Below are 16,071 nucleotides of genomic sequence, written 5' to 3'. Positions count from 1 at the left end.
CCGCGTTCGCCACCTTCGCGGCGAGCGCATCCCGGAGCCGCCGAGCTCCAGCGGCCCAGGACGCCCGGGCGGGTTCACGAGTCGGCGATGTCCCGCAGGATCTGGCTGGCCTCGGCGAGGACGCGCCGCTGGGCCGGGGTGAGCGCGTCGAGCCGGGCACTGAGCCAGCTTTCCCGGTGCTGGCGCGAGGCGTCGGCGATGGCGGTGCCGGAGTCGGTGATGACGAACAGCACCCGCCGCCCGTCGCTCGAGTCGCGGCGCCGAACGGCGTAGCCCTCGGCGGTCAGCCGGTTGACGGTCTGGCTCATCGAGCCCGGCGTGACGCGAGCGCGCTCACTGAGCTCGGTCAGGGTGAGCGGTCCATGCTTGCGCAGTAGCGTGAGGACGAACACCGCCGCCTCCGCGATCTCGCCGGGGGCACGCTCCGACCGGAACCGGCTGTAGAGGCGAGCAACGGCTGCTCGGAGGTCGGCGTTCAGCTCCGGGGTCGGCACCGGCATCGGCTCGGGTAGTGGCTCGCCGCCCGGCGTCGCGGCTTCGGTTGCATCCCTTTCCATGACTGCTTAGTATCACAAAGAAAGTCGTTAGTATTACCAAAGATCGGAGCGGTCATGGTTTCCTCCACGTCCGCCGACGAGTCGCCCCCCGCCGCAGCGGGTAGGCCGTCCAGGCCGTTCGGGCTACGGTTCACGGTGCCGCTCATGCTCGGCACCACGCTCAACCCCATCAACAGCTCGATGATCGCCACCGGGCTGGCGGGCGTCGCCGCAGACTTCCGCGTCGGTCCCGGCACGGCGGCGAACCTCGTGTCCGTCCTCTACCTGTGCAGCGCCGTCATGCAGCCAACGATGGGCAAGCTGTCGACGCTGTTCGGTCCTCGCCGGATCCTCCTGGTCGGGGTGGCCATCCTGCTGGTCGGCGGGGCCGTCGGCGGCGCGGCCCAGGACTTTGCGATGCTGCTGCTGTCCCGCGCGCTCATCGGCGTCGGCACGTCGGCCTGCTATCCGACGGCGATGGCCCTCGTCCGCCGCCGCGCCGACCAGTTCGGCGTGGGCGTACCCAGCCGCGTGCTCGGCGACTTCAGCATCGCCTCTCAGGTCACGGTGGTGTTCGGGCTGCCGATCGGCGGCGTGCTGGCCGGCGCCTTCGGGTGGCGCGCCCTGTTCTGGGTGAACGTGCCGTTGGCGGTCATCGTGCTGGCCGCCGCCTGGTTCGGCATCGACCGGGACGAGCCCCGCACTGCCCGGGACCGGGCTGGCACCGCGTCGGCGGTCGACCTGCCCGGCATCGCGCTGTTTGCGGCCACGGTCATCACCCTGCTGCTGTTCCTCGGCGGCCTCGAACACCCCAACTGGTGGCAACTGGGCGCGGCCCTCGCGCTCACCGCCGCGCTCGTGTCGTGGGAGCGCCGCAGCCGCTCCCCTCTGGTCGACGTCCGCATGCTGGCCGGCAATGCCGCGCTGCAGCGCACCTACCTGCGCCAGCTCATCCTCGGGCTCGGGATCTACACATCGCTGTACGCCAGCAGCCAGTGGATGGAGAACGTCGGCGGCTACTCGGCCTACCAGGTCGGCGTCATGCTGCTGCCGATGTCCGCGGTGAGCATCGCCCTGGCCCGTCTGGCCTCCCACAAGGGCTGGGTGCGCCGGCCGCTGATCATCGGGGTGTTCGCGATCGTCGCCGCCGGGCTGCTGATGCTGGAGATCCACCACGGATCCGGCGTCATCCTGCTGGTCCTCATGTCGGCCCTGTTCGGCGTGACGAACGGGCTCAGCAACTTCGCCAACCAGACGACGCTGTACGCCCAGGCCCCGGGCGACACCGTGGCGATCGCCGCCGGGCTGTTCCGCACCTTCGGCTACATCGGCGCCATCTTCTCCGCCAGCCTGATCAGCGTCAGCTTCGGAGTGCACACCAGCGACGCCGGACTCCACCGCCTGGCCTGGGCTGTCCTCGCCATCGGTGTCGCATCCGTCTACCTGGTCCTGTTCGACCGCACCATTCCACCAACCGCGTCCCAGGCCGCCGCGACGGTCGGGCACTGACGCGCACCGCCCGAAGCAGTCTCATCCGCAGGGAGTAACACAGGTGCCTCTCACCACGATCGACCCCGCCGCCGCTCTCCTCACGATCGACCTGCAGAAGGGCATTCTGCGGGCACCGACCGCGCATCCCGTCGCGGGCGTCATCGACAACGCAGGCGCGCTGGCGGCGGCCTTCCGCCGCCATGATCTGCCCGTCGTCCTGGTGACGGTGGCCGGCGGCGCACCGGGGCGTACCGACGCCTCGGCCGGGGCGGTCCGCTCGACGCCACCGCCGACGACCCGACCAGCCGACTTCGCGGAGATCGTCGACGAACTCGATGCCCAGGCCGGCGACCACCGGATCACCAAGCAGCGGTGGGGCGCCTTCACCGGGACGTCGCTCGACGAACACCTGCGCGAGCGCGGCGTCACCCAGGTGTTCCTCACCGGGGTCGCCACCAGCATCGGTGTCGAGTCGACCGCCCGGTTCGCTCACGAACTCGGCTACCACGTCGTGTTGGTCACCGACGCCATGACCGACACCAGCCCGGACGCGCACGACAACAGCGTCGAGCGGGTCTTCCCGCGGCTTGGTGAGACCGCCACCACGGCCGAGGTGCTGGAGATGCTCCGCACGTGCTGACGCCGTATCCGCTCCGCCGGCTGCACGACCGCCTCGACCTGGCCCGGATGCACGGCTGATCGGGATCGGGTGGCCGCCTGAGCACCCCTCCAGCCGGGCGCTCAGGCGGCCCGGGGCCGCTGCGTGGCTGGCAGTCGTGAGTAGAGCCGTACCCAACGTGGGCCGAGCCGTGCTCGGCCGGTGGCGCGTCGGCACACCTTCAGCGTCGACGGCGCGGCGTTCGAGTCCTTCGTCGCCGACGAGCTGCTGCGGTCCGCCGGGCCGGAGGTGGACGACCTCGTGGTCACGCTGCACGACAAGGTCACCGGTCCGCGCCGCCTCGATCATCCGGTCCAGCTCGCTGACCTGGTCGCGGAACCCGGCCCGGGTCCGCAGGGCGAGGTCGAGGTTGGCGCGCATCCCGGCGTGCTCGGGATCGTCGGGCCAGCCGGTCACCGCCGCCTGATGGGCCTCGATCGCGGCGTCCAGGTCGGCTTCGCTCGCCAGTTGCTCGAACCGGGTCAGCAGGGCGACGGCCTGGTTCAGGGTGTCCTCGTCAGGGCTGGACAGCGTCCGGGCGAACAGCAGCCGGCCGAGCGACGCCAGCGTCGAGGCGCTGTCCGGCTCGGCCGGCGGATGGCGCTCGAAGTGCTCGTGGACCACGTCCGGCACCCCGTGCCCCCGCAGGTACACCGGGGCGAGCAGCTCCAGCGCCACGGTCATGTCGACCAGCTCGCCGGTCGCCTCCGGCGCGAGCACCGGCTCCGGAGCGCGGGTGGCGAGGTGCCGCTGCACGCGGTCACGTAGCTGCGCAAGCCGTTGTTCTCTCACCGTCGAAACTCCGTCCACAGTGTCCGCCCACGTCGACCGCGGTACCTTACCGTCGCTCCGGTGTCCACGCAGATGCCCTGCGTGCGGGCTCGTCACGACCGTCGCGTGCCGAGCCGAGCGGCGGCGGACGCGGGACAACCGGTTTGTCCTGATGGGTCCCAGGCTTCGTAACCGGAAAGGCGATCTACCAGCGGGTACGTGACGTGGCCGACCTCGGGATGATCCGCCGGCTTAACGAAGGCTTCCTAGCGTCCGGGTTGATCATCCCCACACCCGGAGGCCAGATGAGCCAGACCCGCAGGGACTTTCTCCGTCGCGTCGGTATCGCCGGTGGCGCCGGCGTCATGCTGCACAGCATGGGCGCGCTCGGTTTGACCAGTGCCCACGCCGCGGAGACACCGCCGTTCACACCACCGAAGAAGAGCGACCTCGGCCGGCACGGCCGCAAGACGGTCATCGTGATGGGCGGTGGCATCGCCGGCCTCACCGCGGCCTACGAACTACTCAAGGGCGGGTACGACGTCACCGTCCTGGAGGGGCGCGACCGGCCCGGCGGCCGTAACCGGACCGTCCGGGGCGGCGACACCAGCACCGACCTCAAGGGGCAGACCCAGCGGGCGACCTTCTCCAAGGGTCAGTACATGAACGCCGGCCCCGGCCGCATCCCGCAGATGCACGTGACGCTCGACTACTGCCGGGAACTCGGCGTCCCGATCGAGGTCTTCACCAACCAGAACGCCGACGCCTTCCTCTACCGCGAGAACGTGCCGGGCGCCCTCAACGGCGTCCCGGTCCGGCACCGGGCCGCCAAGGCGGACGCCTACGGGTACACGGCCGAGCTGCTCGCGAAGGCGACCGACCAGGGCTCGCTCGACCAGTACCTCACCGCCGAGGACAAGGAGCGCCTCCTGGCCTACCTGCGCAGCTTCGGCGCCATCGGGGCCCGGGTCGCCGGCGACCCGGCGGCCAGCTTCCGGTACACCGGCGGCGGGCGGCGCGGCTACGCCACGCAGCCGGGCGCGGGCCTGGAGTCGGGCACCACCATCCCGCCGTACGCGATGTCCGACCTTCTCGCCTCGACCGTGGGCAACTACTTCTCGTTCGAGATGGGCTTCGACCAGGCGATGATGATGTACCAGCCGGTCGGCGGGATGGACAAGATCGCCTACGCCTTCGCCGCGGCGATCGGTGCCCGCCGGATGCGTTACAACGCCGAGATCGTCGAGTACCGCAACACGACCTCGGGCGTCGAGGTCGTGTACACCACCCCGGCCGGTCCGAAGAAGGCGGTCGCCGACTTCGCGATCAACACCATTCCGCCGCACATCGCCGCGAAGATCAGTTCCAACCTGCCCACGGCGGTCGTCACCGCCCTCGGGTCGGTGAGCGTCACCAACGCCGGCAAGATCGGCATCGAGTACGACCGCCGGTGGTGGGAGGAGGACTTCCGCATCTACGGCGGCATCACGAACGCCAACACCAACCTCGGGAACATGTGGCACCCGTCGTACGGCTACAACGGCGAGCGGGGCACCATGATCGGCTACTACAACACCGGCGGGAACGCGAACTTCTACGGCAACCTGACCCCGGCGGAGCGACTGGCCGAGGCGGTGCGGCAGGGCAAGAAGATCTTCGGTGACGTGTACGGCGAGGGGATCACCGCCTCCTACTCCCGGGACTGGGCCTCCACGCGGTTCTCCGAGGGGGCGTGGGTCGGCTGGCCCAGCGCCGTCGGTGGGCAGACCGGTGACGCGTACCGCAGTCTCCTGGAGCCGACCGGCAACGTCTACTTCGCCGGCGACCACCTCAGCCACGCCATCGCCTGGCAGCACGGCGCGATGGTCTCCGCCCGTGTCGCCGTCGAGTCCCTGCACGCCCGCGTCACGGCCGCATGAGCACGCCCGCCACCCCCGGCCGCCCCGCAGAAAGGTGCCCAGCGTGCGCCGAAGCGCCATCCTCGTCCCCGCCGCCGTCGTCCTCCTCGCCATCCCCACCGGCGCCGTCGCCGGCGGGCTGTTCCCGCCCCGGCCCGGCACCACCGTCACCGTGCTCCCCGCCGGGCAGGACAACCCCTCGATCGCCGACGGCGTGGCCATCGGCAAGGGCACCGCGCTCTACAAGACCAGCGGGCTCGGCCCGGCCGCCCTCAACTCGGCCGCACCGGCCGGGTCGGAGGCGCGTTACATCGACACCGAGGTGTTCCCCGGCGGTGTGCTGCCGCCCGGCGTGACCATCACCGAGGCGCAGGGCATCAACGTGCTGCGCCGGATCGGGGAGAATCTCGCCCGCGCGGGCCTGACCTACCAGGACGTCATCAGCATGCGGGTGTTCCTCCAGAACCCCGCCGGCCAGGAGCGGATGGACTTCAACGGCTGGAACCGGGCCTACCGCCAGTTCTTCGCCAACACCAGCCTGTCGACCGGCAAGCCGGTGCCCGTGCCGCTCGGGTCGGCCGCCCCGGCCGCGCCGATGGTGGTTAACCCCGCCCGGCCGTCGCGGTTCGCGCTCGAGATCGAGAACCTGCCGGTCAACGGCTGGCTGGTCGAGGTGGAGGTGGACGCCGCCTACCCCGCGAAGAACGAGTGACCCCGCGTCACAGGCGCACCGTCGACCGGCCGCCCCAAGGTCGTGGAACCGGACCGGTCCGACCTCGCCTGATCCGGCCTGCCTGATTCGGCACGCCTGATCCGGCACCCCTTCGACGGGCCTCGGTCGGTCCGCCGCGATCGGCCGGGGTCCGCCCGTGGGTGTCGGCAGCCGGTGGCGGGGGCGTCCGTCGACGGATACGGGGGTGGTCGCACGTGCTCCGCGACCACCCCCGTGCCGGCGTGCCCGTTCAGCAGGTGGTGTTGCCCAGCGGGACCCAGCCGTCCAGCGACGGGTCCTCGGCGCCGTGGCCGTAGACCCAGTTGTCGTTGTCCTCGCCCCAGCCCGCGTGCGCGCGGAAGCCGCGACCGGCGGTCAGGGTACGCAGGACGTGGCCGTGCGGTGCGGCCCGCAGCCAGGTGTTCTGCGTCAGGTTGCAGACGAAGCCGGGCGCGTCGCTGGCCTGGGCCGGCGCGGCCACCACGGCCGCGCCGGTGAGGCTGACAGCCGTGATCGTCAGTACGGACAGAAGTCGGCGTTTCACGGGGGTCCCTTCGGAGTGGCCAGTGCTCCGTCCATTGTGGTCAGGGTCCACACCGGCGGGAATAGCAACCCCTTCCCAACTGGTCGTCAATCGACCCGGGCAGGGGTGGGCGGGACCCCCGCCGCCGGTCCGACGGCGGGGGCACGGGCTGTCCGCTACCGGGTCACGGCAGGGTCCACTTCTGGTTGGCGGCCGACAGGCAGGTCCAGAGGTGGACGGCCTGGCCGTCGGTGGGGCTGTTGTTGGACACGTCGAGGCATTTGCCGGACTGGGGGTTGCGGAGTGTGCCGTCGGTCTGGGCGGACCAGTTCTGTGCGGCGCTGCCGTTGCACGTCCAGAGTTGGATCTTGGTGCCGTCGGCGGTGCCGCCGCCGGAGACGTCCAGGCATTTGCCCAGCGCCTTGACCGTGCTGTTCGGCGTCACCGTCCAGGTCTGTGCGGCGGTGCCGTTGCAGGTGTAGATCTGGATCTGGGTGCCGTCGTCGGTCGCCGCGTTGCGCACGTCCAGGCACTTGCCGCCGAGCCCGACGATCGGCCCGGTGCCCGGGGTGCCGGGGGTGCCGCCGCCCCGGACCAGGGTGAAGTCGTCCACGTCGAACAGGCCGGTCCCGGAGCCGGTGAAGGTCAGGTACACGGTCTGCGTGCCGGTGGGCACCCCGGCCAGGGTGGTGCTGACGTCGGCGTACGTGGTCCAGCTTCCGGTGTTGGGCACCGCCACCTGGCCGAGCAGCGGGCCGGTTGCCGAGCCGGTGCGGATGCCGATGGTGCCGCCCGGACCACCGGAGACCACCCGGGCCCGGAACGAGGTGACCCCGGTCAGGTCGAGACCCGGGTACGCGGCCCAGTCGCCCGGGTCGACGTAGCCGAGGGTCTGCCCGCCGTTGGCCCCGGCCTTGGCGAACGCGGTGACCCCGTTGGCCGAGCCGAACGCCTCGGCCTGCACGGTGGTGTTGCCGCCCGGTGGCGGGGTGCCGCCCAACTCCTTGATCCGGACGTTGCGGAACGACACGTCGTCGCCCGTACCGTGGTTCTGGAGCCCGACGTGGCCGGCGAGCGAGCGGGCCGGGTCGGTGTTGGTGAAGTCGTTGATCTTCCGCCCGTTGAGGAAGACCTGGAGGCGTTCCCCCTCTACCAGCAGCTCGTAGGTGTTCCACTCTCCCGGCGGGTTCAGGGCGGCGTCCCGGGCGGCCAGGTCGGCGGACTTGAAGGTGTAGACCGCGCCGGTGGTGCGGTCGGCCGCGTCGGTGGCGTCGATCTGGATCTCGTACCCGTTGTCCACCGCCGACCAGGGGTCGGTCGACGGCGGGAAGCCGATGAAGACGCCCGAGTTGTCGTCGCCGGACATCCGCCAGTCCAGCTTCAGGGAGTAGTTGGTGAACTGCTTGGCGCTGTACCAGTACAGGCCCATGCCGCCGACGGAGGTGAGGGTGGCGTCGGAGTTGCTGAAGCTGCCCGGACCGGCCTGCGACCAGCCGGTGGTGGACCCGTTGTAGAGGTTGGTGTAGCCGGTCTCCGGACGGCAGTCGGCCTTCGCCCGACCGGCCGCGTACCGGATGCCGCCGAGCAGGTGGCTGCGGAACGCCGCCTCCGAGTACGACCCCTGGGTGTGTCCCAACCCCGTGTAGAACGACCGACCGGAGCTGACCGTCTTGCACCAGGAGATCGGATGGTCGCCGCCCATCGAGCCGCCCGAGTATGACGACTCGTCCAGGGTGGCGAGGACCCGGGCGCCGGCGCGCGGGTTGACCTGGTAGTTGTACCACTCGTCGGTGCGGGTCCAGGTCTGCGGCAGGTGCCCGGTGGCCGGGTGCGCCCGGTTCTCGATCCGAATGTTCGCCTGCTGGATGGCCGGGTGCGAGGCGAAGTAGCCACCCACCAGGCTGCCGTAGTACGACCAGCCGTACTCGGTGTCGGCGGCGGAGTGGACGCCGACGTATCCTCCGCCGCCGTTGACGTACGACTCGAAGGCGGCCTGCTGTGCGGCGTCCAGGACGTCTCCGGTGGTGTTGAGGAAGACCACCGCCTCGTACTGGGCCAGGTTCGCGGTGGTGAACCGGGACGCGTCCTCGGTCGCGGTCACGGTGAAACCGTTCGCCGCACCGAGTTCCCGGATCGCCTGGGTGCCGACGGCGATGGAGTCGTGCCGGAACCCGGCGGTCTTGGAGAACACCAGCACGTCGTACGGGGCATCGGCCGCACTGGCCGGAGTCGCCGCCGTCGTACAGGCAAGGACCGTGGCGGCGGCGGTCACCGCGCCGAGGACGGGTCGAAGGAGTCTGCGCATGTCACTCTCCCGAACGGGGTGGAGGGTGGTGCCGGGGCACCCTGCGGATGCCCCGGCAGGCGGGTTACGGCAGGGTCCACTTCTGGTTGGCGGCGGAGAGGCAGGTCCAGAGGTGGACGGCCTGGCCGTCGGTGGGGCTGTTGTCGGACACGTCGAGGCACTTGCCGGACTGGGGGTTGCGGAGTGTGCCGTCGGTCTGGGCGGACCAGTTCTGTGCGCCGCTGCCGTTGCACGTCCAGAGTTGGATCTTGGTGCCGTCGGCGGTGCCGCCGCCGGAGACGTCCAGGCATTTGCCCAGGGCCTTGACCGTGCTGTTGGGGGTGACCGTCCAGGTCTGTGCGGCGGTGCCGTTGCAGGTGTAGATCTGGATCTGGGTGCCGTCGTCGGTCGCCGCGTTGCGCACGTCCAGGCACTTGCCGCCGAGCCCGACGATCGGCCCGGTGCCGGCGGTGGTGCCGCCGGTGACGAACGTGAACGTGTCGAGGTCGAACAGCGCCCCGGTGCCCCCGGCGAAGGTGAGGTAGAGCGTGCCGGTGCTGGCCGGCGCGCCGGAGATGGTGCCGGTGACGGTGGTGAAGGTCTCCCAGCCGCCGGTGACCGGGACGGTCGCCTGGCCCAGCACGGTGCCGGTGGGCGAACCCATCCGCACCTGGAGGGTGCCGCCGACGCCGTTGGAGGAGACCCGGGCGCTGAACGAGGTGGCCTTGTCGAGCCGGTACGGCTCGAACGCGATCCAGTCGCCGTTGTCGATGCTGCCGACGGTCCGCCCGCCCTCGGCCGGGGCCTTGTCGTAGAGGGTCACCCCCGAGGAGGTCTTGAGGTGCTCGGCCTGGCGCTTGCGCGGCTGGAGGGTGTGCTGCTTGTGGGTGGTCAGCCCGCCGGCGTCGGTGTACTCGGCGTCGAAGATCGCGAAGATGTTCGCCGCGTCGTCGTGCTCGCCGTCGACCGGGATGGTGATCGTGCCGGAGCAGCCGTTCTTCGAGGTGATCTGGTGGCCGTGCTGGTCGTGGCCCAGCACGTAGGTCATTCTGACCTTGGCGCAGTCGATGGCGCCGTCCTCGGGGTCGGTGACGGTGATGCTGAACGGCACCGTGTCGCCGTAGGAGAACAGCGAGCCGTTCGCCGGGCCGGTGATGGTGACGGTCGGGGCGGTGTTGCCGACGCCGACCTGCACGCTGGCGGTGCCGGTCGCGCCCTGCGGGTCCCGGACGGTCAGGGTGACGTTGTAGGTGCCGTTGGCGGTGAACGTCTTGCTGGGGTTGGCCGCCGTGGAGGTGGTGCCGTCACCGAACGCCCACGAGTAGGTCAGCGCTGCGCCCTCCGGGTCCGACGACCCGGCCGACGAGAAGTTCACTGTCAGCGGGGCCGCCCCGGAGGTCCTGTCGGCGGCGGCGACGGCGGTCGGCGCGCGGTTGCCACCGCCGACGTAGTCGTACCGGTACAGCGCCGAGTTGGCGTCACCGTTGAAGTAGCCGGTGCCGTAGTCGAGGACGTACAGCGCGCCGTCCGGGCCGAACGCGGAGTCCATGACCTGCCTGCCGTTCCAGGGGAACGACGCGTCGATGACGCCCCGGGAGCCGTCGGCGTTCACGTGGATGGGCTTGATCCAGCCCCGGCCCAGCTCGGCGGCGAAGAACTGGCCGTCGAAGGACTGCGGGAACTTCGTGGTGGACGGGTTCGACGCGCTGTAGCGGTAGACCGGGCCGGCCATCGGCGACTCGGAGCCGCCACCGAACTCCGGCGGGCTGCCGGCGTCACCGGCGTACCGGATCCAGGCCGGCTGCGCCGCGGGCAGGGTGGGCAGGCCGGTGTTGCGGAACGAGTTGTTGGTCGGCCCGCCGGCGCAGTTGTACTTGGCGCCGGCGGTGCCGGCGGCGAAGTCCCACTCCGCGTACGTCTCGGCGGCGGTGTTGGCGCCGGTGCAGTACGGCCAGCCGTAGTTGCCCGGCCCGGTCACCCGGTTGAACTCGACCTGCCCGCTGGGGCCGCGCGTGCCGGTGGTGCCGGCGTCCGGGCCGTAGTCGCCGACGTAGACGACCCCGGTGGCCTTGTCCACGCTCATCCGGAACGGGTTGCGGAACCCCATCGCGTAGATCTCCGGACGGGTCCGCGCGGTGCCCGGGGCGAACATGTTCCCGGCCGGGATGGAGTAGCTTCCGTCCGCGTTCACCTTGATCCGCAGGATCTTGCCGCGCAGGTCGTTGCTGTTGGCCGCGCTGCGCTGCGCGTCGTACGCGGGGTTGCGGTTGGTCCGCTCGTCGATCGGCGCGTACCCGGCGGAGTCGAACGGGTTGGTGTCGTCGCCGGTCGACAGGTACAGGTTGCCGGCCGCGTCGAAGTCGATGTCCCCGCCGACGTGGCAGCACATGCCCCGGTCGGCTGGGACGTCCAGGATGTTGACCTGGCTGGACGTGTTCAGCGTCCAGTTGGCGTTGAGGGTGAACCGGGACAGCCGGTTGACGCCCTGCCAGGCGGAGAAGTCCGTGCCGGTGGCCGGGGCGTCCCCGGCGGGGGTGGACAGCGGCGGGGCGTAGTACAGGTAGACGTGCCGGTTGGTGGTGAAGTTCGGGTCGACCCCGACGCCCTGGAGGCCCTCCTCGTCGTGGGTGTAGACGGGGATCGTGCCGACCACGGTGGTGGTGCCGGCCGCGTCGGTGCGACGCAGCGTGCCGTTACGGGCGGTGTGCAACACCGACCGGTCGGGCAGCACCGCGATGGTCATGGGCTCGCCGACCTCGGCCACCCCCTTGGCCAGGGTGACCTGCTGGAAGTCGGTGGGGGTGATGGTGTGGGCCTGGGCGGGGGCCGGGCTGCCGAGGGCAACCAGCCCGGCAGCGGCGACCAGTAGCAGCGCGGAGCTGACCGATGCCGTTCGCTGGCCGAGAGCGCCGTCGTGTGTGGACATTGTCTGTCCGTCCCTTCCTGACGTTCGAATGCCAGGGCGGGGCGCGCGCCGTCGCGCCGGATGCCGTAGCGGGGGAGGGGGCCGATGGATCACCGCGCCGCCGGTTCACCTCGCCGAAACACTTTCGTGATGACGAAGACATTAAGCCGCTTCGATCCCGGTGTCCATACCTTCTGCCCAGCCGCAGCGGACTTTCGCTTGAACCACGAAAAGTGCCGCCGTTGCGGCGCGGGGCCGGGGCGACGGGTGGGTTGCCGGCCCCACGGCGGAAACACCTCGGAGCCCCGGGCGTGGCCGGACTCGGCGGGGGAGGGGTCGGTGCTGACGGCGGGGGTGAGGCTGGCCGGTGGGTGCCGGTCAGCCCCGCGCAGTTCCCCGGGGGACCGGGGCTGCGCGGACGGCATCGACCGCCGCCGGCCGGCTGAAGCCGAAGTCGACGCCGGGTAGTCGCACCGTGGAGGGCGTCGGCCCGGTTCAGCTCCGAACGGCCCGACATGCGGTCCGACATCGACCCGGACACGTCGACCAGGATCAGCGTCCGCCCCGGCAGCGCCGGCACGTTCGCCAGCGACGCCGTCAGCGCCTGGTCGAGCGCGTGACCCCAGCGCAGCGACGGAGCGGACCGGTACGCGGCCAGCCAGCGGAACGGAAACATCCGCGACTTCGCCACCTGCTCCGGGTCGGCGAACCGGGCCGCAACCGCGGCGGCGACCTGGTCGGACACGCCGGCCTCGTCGAAGTTCCGCAGGTTCCGGGCGAGCGCCATGATGCCCATCGACGGGATCAGGGCCTCCCACAGCCGGGCCTTGTCGACGCGGGACCCGGCCAGCGACAGCGCGTCCTCCCACGTCATGCCGGCGCGGGACAGCTTGTCCGGGTCGAGCAGCCGCGACGGGTCCTCGGTGGCCCGCTCCCGGAGCGTCCGGTTGAACGCCACCACCGGCAGGGCGTCCGCGTCGACCGCCCACGGCCGGCCGTGCAGCCGTTCCAGGGCGTGCGCGAACGGAGCCCCCTGCTCCAGTGACTGGGCGACCGGGTGCACCGGGGCACCCACCGCAGCAGCCCACGCTCGGGGTTGCCCGCGTCCTGGCAGACCCGGCCGCACCTACCGGCCAGTGTCGGCGTACACCCGAGCCACGATCTCGGCCATCCGGGGCGCGACGTCGGCCGGGTGGATCGCCGACGAGGTCTGAGCCTCGCCCACCTCGGCCCACAGGCGGTCGCCCTTGTACCCGCTAGGCAGGCGTAGGAACCACCGGTACCCCGCCGGCCGGCCGGGCACGCCACACTCGCGCAGGTAGACGTCGATGTCGACGTCGATCTCGTCCTGCTCCTCGCGGGTGCGTGGCCGACTGTACTGCTCCTTGCCGGCCGGACTGATGCAGACCACGCGCGTGGTGTGCGCTTCAACCCGATCGGGGACGCGGATGAGCCGGGCTGGGCCTGCGCACCATCCCACCAGGGCACCCCAGCCGCTCTCGGGCAGTTCGATGTAATCGTCGCCCGCAGGAGGGGCGGGCGACAGCGGCGCGTCGTGCCAATGGCCGTCCGAGCGGCTGTCCATGATTACCTCTCGATACGAGGGCTGGAGCCGCCGGTGTGGCGACCCCAGCCCCAGTGTGGTCCTGTCGGCCGTCAGAGGTTACGGGAACACGCAGCGCACGTTGTTGGTGCCGCAGTAGAAGGACAGTGAGCGAAGCTCCGGGACGGTGTAGGTCGGGTAGCCCTGCGGGATGACGGTCCCGGTCACGGTCGCGAAATAGTCGTTCGCGTCCACCAGCTTGTTGCCGTAGACCAGCCCGCTGTCCCAGCGTGGGGTGGACGGGCTGATCACCGGGCCGCCGACGGGGTGCTGACCGCAGTCGGAATCCGGTCCGACCTCGTCCTCACGGCAGTTGACCTGCACGCCGTTGAAGTCCAGGTTCGGGCCGCTGTCGTAGATGAGCGTGACGAGCGAGGGAGGCGACCCGTTGGCGATCTTGTCCGAGCTGTACGCCGAGGCGCGCGCCATGACGCGCTGGATCCTCGGGCGGCCCCCCGAGCCGCCCCCGCCGCCTGGCACCGGCCAGCGCATCCAGTTTGCCGAGCAGGCCGCCGCCCGCCGGCAGCTCCTCGCCGATGCCCGGGCCGAGACTGCCCCGCTGCACTGTCAGCCGACCCAGATCCTCCCGACCGTGACCCCCGGGCACGAGACCACCTACGGCGGGGTCGACCAGTGGCCCAGGCCGTAGACACCACCCCCGCGTGGCAGCAAGACCTCGACGCCCACCGGCAGCGCGACGGCCGGTGCCCGATCTGCCGCACGCCGAAACGGTGCTGGCCGTGGGCGAACGCCAACGCGGCGCGGATCGTCGCCCAGATGGTGAGCGGTGAGCGGCCCGGTGAGCGTGCCCCGTGGATGAGCTGCCGATAGGCCGCCGGGTCGCCTACTGGCGGTCGCAGCGGAGCATGTCGCAGCAGGTGTTCGCCGACCGGTTGGGCAGGTCGAAGTCGTGGGTGGACAAGGTCGAGCGGGGTGTCCGTACCCTGGACAAGGTCCTGACCCGCAACCCGGGCGTGGCCGGGCTCGGCGGGGGAGGGGTGCGGCCTGAAAAACCCCCGGGTCCATAGTCAACATGCGTGCGCGCAGCGTAGTGAACAGGTCTGGTCCCGGGTACCGTCGAACGTGGCGGCCCGCCGGGGTAGAGGCCGGCGGGACGCCGCCCGGTCCTCTACCTGGGAGACCCGATGAGCCAGAAGCCGACCACCGGCGACCACCTCGGTCGCCTACGCCGCCAGTCCAGCCTCACGCAGGAGCAGCTCGCCGAGCGCTCCGGAATCAGCGTGGAGGTCATCCGGAAGCTGGAGCAGGGTGCTCGCCGGTCAGCCCGTATGGACACTCTGCACGCTCTTGCTCGCGCCTTGGGTGTGCCGACCAGCGCGCTGCTGGGTGACACGTCCGAGGCGGCGGCCCGTGCCGAGCCGGACCACCGGCCGCTGTCGCTGGCGGAGATCCGCCGCGCCGTCGCCCCGGTGCGAGGGTTGAACGGCGGTGCCCTCGCCGTGCCGGCCGCCGAGCCGCCGAGCCTGGGCGTGCTGCGCGGGCACCTGCACGCCGTCGACCGGGCGTACCAGACCAATGACTACGCTCGCGCTCTCGCGGACATGCCGGGGCTGCTGCTGAACGTGCGGGCCGCCGTCGACCTCGCCGACGACGAGCCGGCTGCCTGCGCGCTACTCGCCCGGACCCTGCACCTGACGGGGAATCTGCTGATCCAGCTTCGCGCCGGCGACTTGGCGCAGACTGCCTTCGCCGACGCGCTCGACGCTGCCCGCCGCTCCGGTGACCAGGTCATCGGCGCGACCGTCATCAAGGGCACGTGTTGGCTGCTGCTGCGGCAGGGACGCATCGCCGAGGCGGCCGAGCTGGCGGTGGCCACGGCCGACGAGGTGGAGCCGAAGTTCTCCCGGGCAACAGCCGACGAACTCGCCGCCTGGGGGTGGCTGACCACCGTGGCCGCTGCCGCGTACGCCCGAGACAACCAGCCGGACCAGGCTGCCGACCTTATTGCGGCAGCGGCGTCCGCAGCCGTTCGGATCGGGGAACGCCAGCCGATGGAAGGGCACCTGATCATGGTTTCGGGGTTCACCCCGGGCAAGGTGCAGATGCAGCGGGCCGAGAACGCCGCCGTCGCCGGTGACCCGTCGCGGGTGTTGGAGCTGTCGGCGTTGGTGCCGCCGGGGCCGACGCCGGTCGGCTCGTCGTGGCAGCGGCATCGGCTGGACGTGGCGTGGGCGCACGCGGAACGCCGCGAGTTCAGCGAGGCGACCGGGGTGCTGCTGGAGCTGCGGGGCATGGCACCGGCGTGGCTGCGGCACCAGCGGTACGCGCGAAACATCGTGCAGTCGATCGCGGAGCAGCGGCGTCGGGCGATGTCGACGGAGCTGGCCGAGCTGGCGTCGCTAATGGGCTGCGGTGCGTAGAGCTGCTGGTACGCCCTGTACCAGTTTCTGGGTCGTTTCTTGATCGTCGTCCCGCCAGCCCCTGGAGGATCGACCCCCACCGCAGCAACCTGGGGTTAGGTTCCAGTCACTCACCGCTTCCCCATGGTGGTGGGCGACCGGGCCGGGTGGCGGCGGTGGTCAATCCGTATCCCATGCGATTTGTGCGAGCTGCCGTCGCCACCCTCCATTCCGCGAGCGAGGGAGGCGACCCGATGGCGATCCTGTCCGAGCTGTACGCCGAGGCGCGCGCCATGACGCGCTGGCTACTGCGGCGGCCCCCCGAGCCGC

Annotated in this window: 13 protein-coding genes and 2 pseudogenes; 8 read left to right on the top strand and 7 right to left on the bottom strand. The window is 71.2% G+C overall.

Going from position 1 to position 16,071, the window contains the following annotated elements:
• Nucleotides 1-74: 74 nt before the first annotated feature.
• Nucleotides 75-557, bottom strand: a complete 483-nt coding sequence (locus ACFYWL_RS21665; protein WP_386975384.1) for a MarR family winged helix-turn-helix transcriptional regulator — start codon at nt 555-557, stop codon at nt 75-77.
• A 144-nt stretch (nt 558-701) separates the two neighbouring features.
• On the opposite strand from ACFYWL_RS21665, the gene ACFYWL_RS21660 reads away from it, so the two are divergent.
• The 5 genes from ACFYWL_RS21660 to ACFYWL_RS21640 all read left to right on the top strand — a co-directional run bounded on the left by ACFYWL_RS21660 (nt 702) and on the right by ACFYWL_RS21640 (nt 6,066).
• Entirely contained in the window at nt 702-2,045 is a 1,344-nt protein-coding gene (locus ACFYWL_RS21660) for an MFS transporter (RefSeq protein WP_386975382.1), read from the top strand.
• 43 nt (nt 2,046-2,088) lie between these two features.
• Nucleotides 2,089-2,667 carry an isochorismatase family cysteine hydrolase gene (locus tag ACFYWL_RS21655; RefSeq protein ID WP_386975380.1) on the top strand — a complete coding sequence of 193 codons (579 nt, stop codon included), beginning with the start codon at nt 2,089-2,091 and terminating at the stop codon, nt 2,665-2,667.
• A 180-nt stretch (nt 2,668-2,847) separates the two neighbouring features.
• Complete coding sequence (locus ACFYWL_RS21650) at nt 2,848-3,453, top strand: hypothetical protein (protein WP_386975378.1); 606 nt, start codon at nt 2,848-2,850, stop codon at nt 3,451-3,453.
• Nucleotides 3,454-3,761: 308 nt separating this feature from the next.
• Nucleotides 3,762-5,375, top strand: a complete 1,614-nt coding sequence (locus tag ACFYWL_RS21645; protein WP_386975376.1) for a flavin monoamine oxidase family protein — start codon at nt 3,762-3,764, stop codon at nt 5,373-5,375.
• 43 nt (nt 5,376-5,418) lie between these two features.
• Nucleotides 5,419-6,066, top strand: a complete 648-nt coding sequence (locus ACFYWL_RS21640; RefSeq protein WP_386975374.1) for a Rid family hydrolase — start codon at nt 5,419-5,421, stop codon at nt 6,064-6,066.
• A 250-nt stretch (nt 6,067-6,316) separates the two neighbouring features.
• On the opposite strand, the gene ACFYWL_RS21635 is transcribed toward ACFYWL_RS21640, so the two are convergent.
• The 6 genes and pseudogenes from ACFYWL_RS21635 to ACFYWL_RS21610 all read right to left on the bottom strand — a co-directional run bounded on the left by ACFYWL_RS21635 (nt 6,317) and on the right by ACFYWL_RS21610 (nt 13,810).
• On the bottom strand, nt 6,317-6,610 hold the full coding sequence (locus ACFYWL_RS21635) for a hypothetical protein (protein WP_386975372.1): 294 nt from the start codon (nt 6,608-6,610) through the stop codon (nt 6,317-6,319).
• A gap of 163 nt (nt 6,611-6,773) precedes the next feature.
• The gene (locus tag ACFYWL_RS21630; protein WP_386975370.1) at nt 6,774-8,894 is read right to left on the bottom strand and encodes a ThuA domain-containing protein; all 2,121 of its coding nucleotides are present in this window, start codon (nt 8,892-8,894) and stop codon (nt 6,774-6,776) included.
• A gap of 64 nt (nt 8,895-8,958) precedes the next feature.
• Entirely contained in the window at nt 8,959-11,799 is a 2,841-nt protein-coding gene (locus ACFYWL_RS21625; protein WP_386975368.1) for a PQQ-dependent sugar dehydrogenase, read from the bottom strand.
• 631 nt (nt 11,800-12,430) lie between these two features.
• Nucleotides 12,431-12,736: pseudogene (locus tag ACFYWL_RS21620) on the bottom strand (TROVE domain-containing protein); the annotation flags it as partial.
• 168 nt (nt 12,737-12,904) lie between these two features.
• The gene (locus ACFYWL_RS21615; protein WP_386975366.1) at nt 12,905-13,363 is read right to left on the bottom strand and encodes a DUF5956 family protein; all 459 of its coding nucleotides are present in this window, start codon (nt 13,361-13,363) and stop codon (nt 12,905-12,907) included.
• A 78-nt stretch (nt 13,364-13,441) separates the two neighbouring features.
• Nucleotides 13,442-13,810, bottom strand: coding sequence for a hypothetical protein (locus tag ACFYWL_RS21610; RefSeq protein ID WP_386975364.1), 369 nt, complete (start codon nt 13,808-13,810; stop codon nt 13,442-13,444).
• Here ACFYWL_RS21610 and ACFYWL_RS21605 point away from each other — a divergent pair.
• The 3 genes and pseudogenes from ACFYWL_RS21605 to ACFYWL_RS21595 all read left to right on the top strand — a co-directional run bounded on the left by ACFYWL_RS21605 (nt 13,809) and on the right by ACFYWL_RS21595 (nt 15,762).
• Entirely contained in the window at nt 13,809-14,030 is a 222-nt protein-coding gene (locus ACFYWL_RS21605) for a hypothetical protein (protein WP_386975362.1), read from the top strand. The two genes, ACFYWL_RS21610 and ACFYWL_RS21605, sit on opposite strands and share 2 nt — an antisense overlap.
• Before the next feature lie 163 nt (nt 14,031-14,193).
• Nucleotides 14,194-14,334 (top strand): annotated as a pseudogene (locus ACFYWL_RS21600) (helix-turn-helix domain-containing protein); the annotation flags it as partial.
• A 192-nt stretch (nt 14,335-14,526) separates the two neighbouring features.
• The gene (locus tag ACFYWL_RS21595) at nt 14,527-15,762 is read left to right on the top strand and encodes a helix-turn-helix domain-containing protein (protein WP_386975360.1); all 1,236 of its coding nucleotides are present in this window, start codon (nt 14,527-14,529) and stop codon (nt 15,760-15,762) included.
• Nucleotides 15,763-16,071 lie beyond the last annotated feature (309 nt).

Origin of the sequence: Micromonospora sp. NPDC002575, assembly GCF_042889525.1 — a bacterium.
GTDB classification, from domain to species: domain Bacteria; phylum Actinomycetota; class Actinomycetes; order Mycobacteriales; family Micromonosporaceae; genus Micromonospora; species Micromonospora carbonacea.
Note: the sequence above shows the minus strand (reverse complement) of the source record. Positions and strands in the feature narration are given on the sequence as shown.